Annotated in this window: 7 protein-coding genes and 2 pseudogenes; 1 reads left to right on the forward strand and 8 read right to left on the reverse strand. The window is 33.6% G+C overall.

Going from position 1 to position 7,763, the window contains the following annotated elements:
- Positions 1-135: 135 nt before the first annotated feature.
- From D2V08_RS12805 to D2V08_RS12840, 8 genes and pseudogenes are all read right to left on the reverse strand, one after another.
- Positions 136-534 carry a VOC family protein gene (locus tag D2V08_RS12805; protein ID WP_119608559.1) on the reverse strand — a complete coding sequence of 133 codons (399 nt, stop codon included), beginning with the start codon at positions 532-534 and terminating at the stop codon, positions 136-138.
- Positions 535-660: 126 nt separating this feature from the next.
- Positions 661-1,554: a TolB-like translocation protein gene (locus tag D2V08_RS12810; RefSeq protein ID WP_220473404.1), complete on the reverse strand. Its 894-nt coding sequence runs from the start codon at positions 1,552-1,554 to the stop codon at positions 661-663.
- 282 nt (positions 1,555-1,836) lie between these two features.
- Positions 1,837-2,865, reverse strand: a pseudogene (locus D2V08_RS12815) (serine hydrolase domain-containing protein).
- 224 nt (positions 2,866-3,089) lie between these two features.
- Positions 3,090-4,196 carry a DNA alkylation repair protein gene (locus D2V08_RS12820; protein ID WP_119608561.1) on the reverse strand — a complete coding sequence of 369 codons (1,107 nt, stop codon included), beginning with the start codon at positions 4,194-4,196 and terminating at the stop codon, positions 3,090-3,092.
- 91 nt (positions 4,197-4,287) lie between these two features.
- Complete coding sequence (locus D2V08_RS12825; RefSeq protein WP_119608562.1) at positions 4,288-4,689, reverse strand: hypothetical protein; 402 nt, start codon at positions 4,687-4,689, stop codon at positions 4,288-4,290.
- A gap of 493 nt (positions 4,690-5,182) precedes the next feature.
- Complete coding sequence (locus D2V08_RS17880) at positions 5,183-5,404, reverse strand: nuclear transport factor 2 family protein (protein WP_119608563.1); 222 nt, start codon at positions 5,402-5,404, stop codon at positions 5,183-5,185.
- A gap of 277 nt (positions 5,405-5,681) precedes the next feature.
- A complete protein-coding gene (locus tag D2V08_RS12835; protein WP_119608564.1) occupies positions 5,682-6,377 on the reverse strand; it encodes a LytR/AlgR family response regulator transcription factor in 696 nt (231 codons plus the stop codon).
- 1 nt (position 6,378) lies between these two features.
- Positions 6,379-7,188, reverse strand: coding sequence for a sensor histidine kinase (locus D2V08_RS12840; RefSeq protein ID WP_119608565.1), 810 nt, complete (start codon positions 7,186-7,188; stop codon positions 6,379-6,381).
- Positions 7,189-7,392: 204 nt separating this feature from the next.
- On the opposite strand from D2V08_RS12840, the pseudogene D2V08_RS17510 reads away from it, so the two are divergent.
- Positions 7,393-7,763, forward strand: a pseudogene (locus D2V08_RS17510) (metallophosphoesterase); the annotation flags it as partial.

The raw sequence follows: 7,763 nt of genomic DNA on the forward strand, positions 1-7,763 counted from the left end.
ACATTGGACTATAAAACAATAGAGGAATTTGAAAACGAAATGTATAACCAAAAATCAGCGGCATGACTCTTATCTAATTGTCCATTTTTTTGTTGCAAGTCCATAAGTTTGTTTTATTTATTTATGGAATTCAAACTAAAAGGGACTTTCGGCATTACTAATGACTACTCTATAGCCATCTAAATCCTCAAATGTTTGTGCTCCTCCTTCCCAATAAGGATTAAATGATTTCACCTTTTTAAATCCCGATTTTGAAATTCTTTCAATCGCTTCTTTGTACTCATTGTTATCAGGTACATAAAAAACCAATAAATTTTCCAAAGTTGGCGCACGACCCGCTTTTTCAATTGCATGAGTGGTAAATTCCAAATGAAAGTGATGTTTAGGATGTCCTACCATCCTACCGCTAAAATCTCCATGATTATCGAATCCGCCAATTACTTGAAAGCCCAATCCTTTGGTGTACATTTCAGTTATTTTTTCAAGGTTGTCTGTTGGTCTCCCAACTCTCAAAGCTACATTTCTATTTATCATCTTTCCAATATATTTTAATTTTTGTTTTAAATGAGACCGCCAATGGTTTGGCCAAAATTCGTTTTAATCAAGTTTAGTTGGTGTTGGCAAGAGTTTTTGCCATTTTTTGAATTCATTTATCACCTGTTATTCTTTGGGCCTAAGATTTTCAATTACCTGAGTTGATACCCATTGTCCATTTCCAGCCCAATAACTAGTACCATCTTTTCTTACTATTTCTTCTGACCTGCTGAAAGTTAAAAATTTGCCGTCAGGGGTTACTCTAGCTCCGTTCTCCCAGAGTTTAGTATTTATCTTTTCTCCAAGATTAATTGCTTTTCCCCAAGACCCATCTTTCTGCCGGAAACTGATATAGAGGTCAGCACCGCCATATCCTTCCTCTCTTTCACTATCCCAGATCAAATAAGACTCATCCGGCGCTATATAAGGGTGGGCAGTCCATTTTCCGGTATTGATTTCTTCTCCTAAAGGCCTTGGTTCTTCTCGTATACCATTCTTAATTCGTGAAATTCGAATAACATCGCCATTTTTGGCATCATCTATTACTATGGTTCCTTTTTTTGATATGTTCAAAGTCATAATACCCCAATCATCCCTATCGAACATTGGTCCTAAGCTTTTCATTTTTGTCCAACCCTTTGTTGTTCGTTCAATGTAATATTCTCGTGAATATAAAATATCAGTATGTTCACTATCAATTGGGTAGAATTTATATTTTTTAATGTTGTAAGAGCTTCCTTCTTGCCGATAAACGATAACAATAGGTTCAAAAGGATTGTTCAACATATTGATAAAGTAAAATTCATTGAAATCGTTACTATTGCCCAACTTCCAATTTTCCATAGAGGTTTTGTCATATTCTAAAATTTCAGCTTTTAACCCCGGTGTTCTTATCCCTCTATATGGGTCCTCCTCAATTGATACAGCATCCTTATTTATATCCGTATTATTATTTTCGCAAGAATAAGTTAAGGATAGCATTGACAATAGGGTAAATGCTTTTCTGATGGAATATCTCATATACGGTTTTAACATTATTTTTATTTCCTTACGGGTGAATTATAGGTGACGATTTAGTGTATACGTTATGGCGGACTTCAGTTAATAAGCTTTTTGTGTGCACAATGACCTTTATGATATGTTTATACTTTCGTTCTTCATTTTTAACAGTGTCGAACGGTCTAGTGCATGAGAAGTAGGGTGTTTCGGAGCTCTTATCTGAAGGCCCGAAACAAAGTCTATTAAGTGTCGCAAACGTGCGAAAACCAATGTCTGCCCTATGCTTTATACCCATTTTTGTGGTTAGTTTTTCTTTCTAATGATTTTCACAATTCGGTTCATCGTAATTTCCGATAGATTCCATTCATAACCTTCAAAATCCGTAGTGTTGATAAATTGAACAACTACCGCATCAATATCTTTATGGTATTCCGCAAGGCTTTGATAACCAACAACCAAACCTCCATGATTATATTCATACGGATAGATTTCCTGTTCTCCAAGATCAAATACTGAACCATCTTTTAAGGCTCGCAAGAAAATTCCAACATCTTCTGCTGTGGCCAACATTCCATATTCATGAGCTTTAAAATCTTCGTCATACCCTACATAATAACCACTCATTACATCTTCCATATCCACTTCGTTGATCGAAAAAAATGTATTTTTAAAGTTGAGAGGTTTTAAAATCTTTTCTTTGATATATTCGTTATAATCGTATCCTAAAACCTTGTCCATAATCTTACGCAGCTACAAATAATTGGTATTGGAATATTCATATCCTTTGGCCGGTTTAAAGCTGGCAGGTAAGTCTAAGGCAAAATCTAAGGCATTTTTACCATTCCCATGTTCATCCAACCAATACTCTGGATTACCTGTATAATTTGGAATCCCGGACCGATGTTGAATCATCATCTTTAAAGTGATTTCTTCGGCATTCTCTATTCTTCCGTTGAGTTCCGGCAGATAGTCCGTGAGGGCTTTATCAAAAGATAAGCGATTTTCTTTGACTAATTTGGTGGCTGCAACCGATGTATAAAGTTTGCTAATACTGCCAATTTTGAAGAGAGATTTTGGATCGGCTGGAACTTTCATTTTTCTATCCTTCCATCCGCCTGTATAAAATTGCGGTTGTTTTCCTGCTTGGTCTATGTAAACTATCATTCCATCAAATCCATGTCCTATGGCTTCATCTACTTGTTGTTGAATTGTATCGGGTAATGGTAATATCCATGCCTTTACCAAAATCCATGGTACAAAAAACAAGGATATCGTTGTCCCAAAGAGTAAAAAAACAGGAACAATCCATTTCGCTTTTTTATTTTTTATCATTCTTCTATTGCGGTCTTAGCCTGGTTATTTTACTAAGTATACCTTATGCACATTTAATTTTGAACATCGTTTTTTCAAATTAGCTACAACGGTAAATTACATAGCACGTAGCCGGCGGCACAGCTCCTCCTATTTCAATATGCCAAAATGTTGGTGCGGAGTGCAAGCTACCAATCATGCAATGGCTCGGCTATGGACTATACATAGTGTTGTGTGTTTGTACTTTATTCAATCAGCTCAAAATCAATTTTATTAAACTCTTTCCCGTTAATAATTATTGATAATTGATGTTTTCCAAAATAGAATTTTCTTGTCGTAATAATTTTGAAAGACTGTTTGCGATGTATTATTGTTAATGAATTTTCCAGATATTCTTTTTCACTTATCTTATACACTTTTCTTGATAAGGTCCTATTTGCCTTTTGGTAATAAATCCCATATTCCAATCTTATTTTTGTGGCTGAGCTATTCATATTTTTGAGTTCAAAAGTGAACTCTAAGAATGTTCCAATTTTGACTTTAGGTGTCGTAATTTCGAGGTTGTTGATCTTTATGTTTTCAACGGAACCAAAGCCAAATAATTTCAAAACAGCTGAATCTCCTTGTTTTAACAATGTTCTGCAAGCATGTTTTATTACCCAATCTGTTTCTATTGTCTTTCCTTGCCAACTTTTAGCAAGTCTGATAACCGTATTTGGATTGTCTTTTGAAATATCGTTTAAATTGTTGGCAACACTTCTTCTTACGGTTTCTGATTGATCGTTTTTTAACCGTTCAAGTATAGGAATAATTGGGTCAGGATTGTTTTTCAATGATGGAATTGCCATTGCCCAAGGTAATCTTGGTCTACAACCTTCAGTTGCAAGTCTCCTAACCATTTCATGTTTATGATTTGCCCATAAATGCATTTGTTTCATCATTTTATCTTCATATTTGATGATAAACGGTCTAACTGCAAATTCACAACTTGTAAATTGTGTTATTCCTTCAAAAGCTTTTACGGATGTGTTATAATCTTCTAAACCATATAGTTCAATGAAGTCAGGAATAAACATAAACTCAATGGATTCTTCCTTAATTCCATTATTCTCTAATTGATGGATTAACAGTAATAGTGTATCTACGTTTTTACTAAAATTTTCGGACAAATGATGTTTTAATACAATAGCTATGTGCCTCATTCGTCGCTTTAATTCTCTATTTTGCCATTCTTTATCAAAAATGCTTGTCAGAAATGATTTTTTATCAAAATCGGATTTTATTTGCAGTACCGCATCAATCAAAGCATCAAAGAATTTTTGATTGTAAATATTTTTAAATAATTTGGCCATTATCTTTTTGATCCAATTTTTCCTCCATTACAAATAAAGGTTAGGGGTATAGTTTTTTCTATTATTTCTGTTTTTCTGTTATTCATACTTTTCAATTCGTACCAGATACATTATTCGGATTCTTCATAAATACATATTCGAAACATAAAGTTAAAACAGTGTATATTATAGTTAAAGTAAGTATAATTGGGAATTTATTTTCAGTGTATTTTCCTGCAATTTTTATTAAGGCAAAAGATGTTACCAAAAAATGAGCTAAATTACTGACAACTAAAGGCCTGTTATAAATTCCACCGATAAGAATGTTTTTAGTCATCCAGTTTAGCATTCCAAATCCCAAGTATAAAGAACCCAAAATTTGTAAAAATAGAATTGAAGTTTGGTTTAAACCTGCATTTAGGAATTCAGAAATTTCTTCAGGAACAAAGGTTAATCCAAGTCCAGAAATCATCATGAATATTGAACTTACTATCATTAAGATTTTCGTATTCACAGTTTCGAGTTTTAGTTTATGATAGGTTTTTTATATTATCTTTTGTTACAATTTATCATTAAATTCTACTCAATTTCTAGGTTTTTCGCACTATTCACAACTTTATTATTTACTTAATTTTTTCGGGCATAGACATCCAATCTTGCGGTCTAGGCTCAAGTTTTACGATTATGTGTAAATATTGATTCTGCATTATCACAACGTATATTTGAGCTTTAACGATTCCATCAACATCTCGTTTGCGTGTGTTTGATTTGGTTTTATGGACTATCCAAATTCCAAACCTTCGAAATTATTCATAAATCCACTTCCATTTTCCCGTGCATGATCGTTATCTGCCCATACAAATCACAATAGCAAAAGGTAGACCGGACCTTTTGTAATTATTGATGCAGAACTGAAGTTGTTGAAAAAAGATAAAGCTAAAAATTCTTTCGGGCACCCATGGGCGGAATTAGTCCAATTTGTTCTGTATTTGGTTCAACGTAATCGTTTATTTATTCTTTGTGTGGAATGGTTTTTTCACGATTTTCCAATCATCGTTAACATTGGCTAGGGATAAATAGACATACTGATTATTGCCTGACATGGGTACATCTATTTTGGCAATGACAATTTTACCCTTTATATCTATTCCAATGATTTTCATTATCAAGGTCTCAAAAAAATCATTCGGGCTTAATCTACCTTTTATTCCTTCAAGGTATTGGTTTATTCATTTTAAATATGCAACACCGTTAAGGTCTCCATAAATGTGGACATGTTCATGGAGACAACCCTTAGGTTCAGCTAAAAGGAGACCACCTGCATCACCAGTTAAATGGGAAAATCGATAAGAAACACTGTTTGTAGCATTTTGCATTAGTATTGGCAGGGAAAGTGAAAAAAACATGGTTTCCAATCCGCCTAAACTTTATCACGGTTTGACTGGAATTAACCAATAATCAGCAACTGCTCTTAGTGTTGATCATTGGCAAATACTTGGAAAACACTTACTGTAATAATTGAACGATATTGGTTCTATAGACTTTTCCAACAGGAACAATATGGTCAGCAATGAATATCCTGTTGCCCTCAATGCTTTTGATATGCTTTGGAGCAACAGCAAATGATTTGTGAACCTGCAAAAAATCCTCTTTCGGTAATACATCCAATACACTTGATATTTTCTCCCGAACTGTAATGGTTTCGAGTTTCGTTATCACTTTTGTGTAATTGCCTGATGCTTCAATAAATAAGATATTATCAATTTCCACTTGTGTGTACTTTTTATCACTTCGGAGAAAAATACGCTTCGAAATCCCATTTTCTTTGGTCGGGACAACCTCTTGGGAATTTGAATTAATAAACGTTTTATTAATGGCCTTTAAAAAGCGTTCAAATCCAAAGGGTTTTAATAAATAATCAGAAATATTGAGTTCGTATCCTTCAAGGGCGAATTCTTTGTAGGCAGTGGTCACAATAACTTTTGGTGGATTTTTCAATGTTTTCAGGAAATCAAAACCTTTCAGTTTGGGCATATTGAGGTCTAAGAAAATCAGATCGACCTCATTTTTGTTCAAATATTCAAATGCTTCCAATCCATCATAGCAATCTTTCATTAAGCGCATATTTGGCAATAAGTCACAATAGCTTTTTATGATATCATGCGCTATATGTTCATCGTCGATTATTAGATAGGTTATCATATCAATTTAAAATTAATTGTGCGCTGTAACTGTCTTCAGTGGACGTAAATCGTAGTTTGTGTTTATTTGGATAGGTCAATTCCAATCTTCGCTTCAAATTTTTCAAACCTATTCCGGGTTCGTTTTTCAGATTTTCTGAACTATCAAAATTGTTTTCTATCTCAAATTTTATATTGTTTTTTGACGAAGTAAAATTGATTTTTACGTTTGCATTTTCCCTTAAATTCTCAACACCATGTTTAAAGGCATTTTCTAAAAGAATAATGAACAGTAATGGGGTAACCTGTTTATTTTCATCAATATCACAAATAAAATCGACAACAATGTTCTTATGGTAACGCATTTTGTGAAGTTCAATGTAATTCTTTAAATAATCAACTTCTTCCTTTAACGTTACCGTTTCGTTGTCACTTTCATATATGCTGTAGCGCATCAGATCGGATAATTTTAGAATCAACTCTTGTGCCTTTTCTGCATCCTTGGCTACCAAACCATATAAATTGTTGAGCATATTAAAGAAAAAATGTGGGCTTACTTGACTTTTCAAGAGCATTAATTCAACTTTTGATTTTTCGTTTTTCAATTTTGAAATAAAAATGAGCTGGCGAATAAACCAATAAGCACCCAAACAAAGCAGGAACGCATAATAGAAAATAACAACAATTACAATTTTAGGATTGTAATCCCCTAAAAACATAACGGATCTATTTTCCGTGAAAATCACTTCATAAAGTGTGATAAATATGGGTATCATCGCCAATGATACTAAAAATAGTATGGCCCGTTTTCTATGGTGTTTTTTAAACTTCATGACGCAATATTACGAGGATATGGAATCATTTGAAAAAAAGTTGACAAACACCCGATCATGCGGTATATAACGCAGCAAAAACGTGATGAAGTGATTTTATCCGCATCAAGAAACCATTTATAAATCTGTGTTGGCTGTTTGTCACATATGTTTTGGAAGTGATGCAACCAACTTTAGGTTTGCTGAAATTAAAAACCCAAAAATATGAAAAAAAGAATCTTTAGGTACGTAAAACACATAACCGTAACCTTATTGTTATTAGGTACGTCCGTTATTTCATTCGGCCTTTATCACGGAGCAAGTATGCATTATGGAGATAATCCCAAAATGATGGATTGGGATAAGGATGGACCTTATGTTTTTTATGAGAATGATAGTATTTTAAACGTGAATTACATTAAAGGAAACCAAGATGATGGCTTCTTTTTAGAACAAAAGGAATATTCGGTCAATTCAAAAATCCCTGCTTTTTGTCATTTCCCGCTTGATTCGACAATTTTTGAATTTTCTATAGATACGGACATCAATAGGCCATTGGACACCTATGATGATAACGGCAGGATCTTAGCGATTTC

The organism is Flagellimonas lutimaris (genome assembly GCF_003581615.1).
GTDB lineage: Bacteria > Bacteroidota > Bacteroidia > Flavobacteriales > Flavobacteriaceae > Flagellimonas > Flagellimonas lutimaris.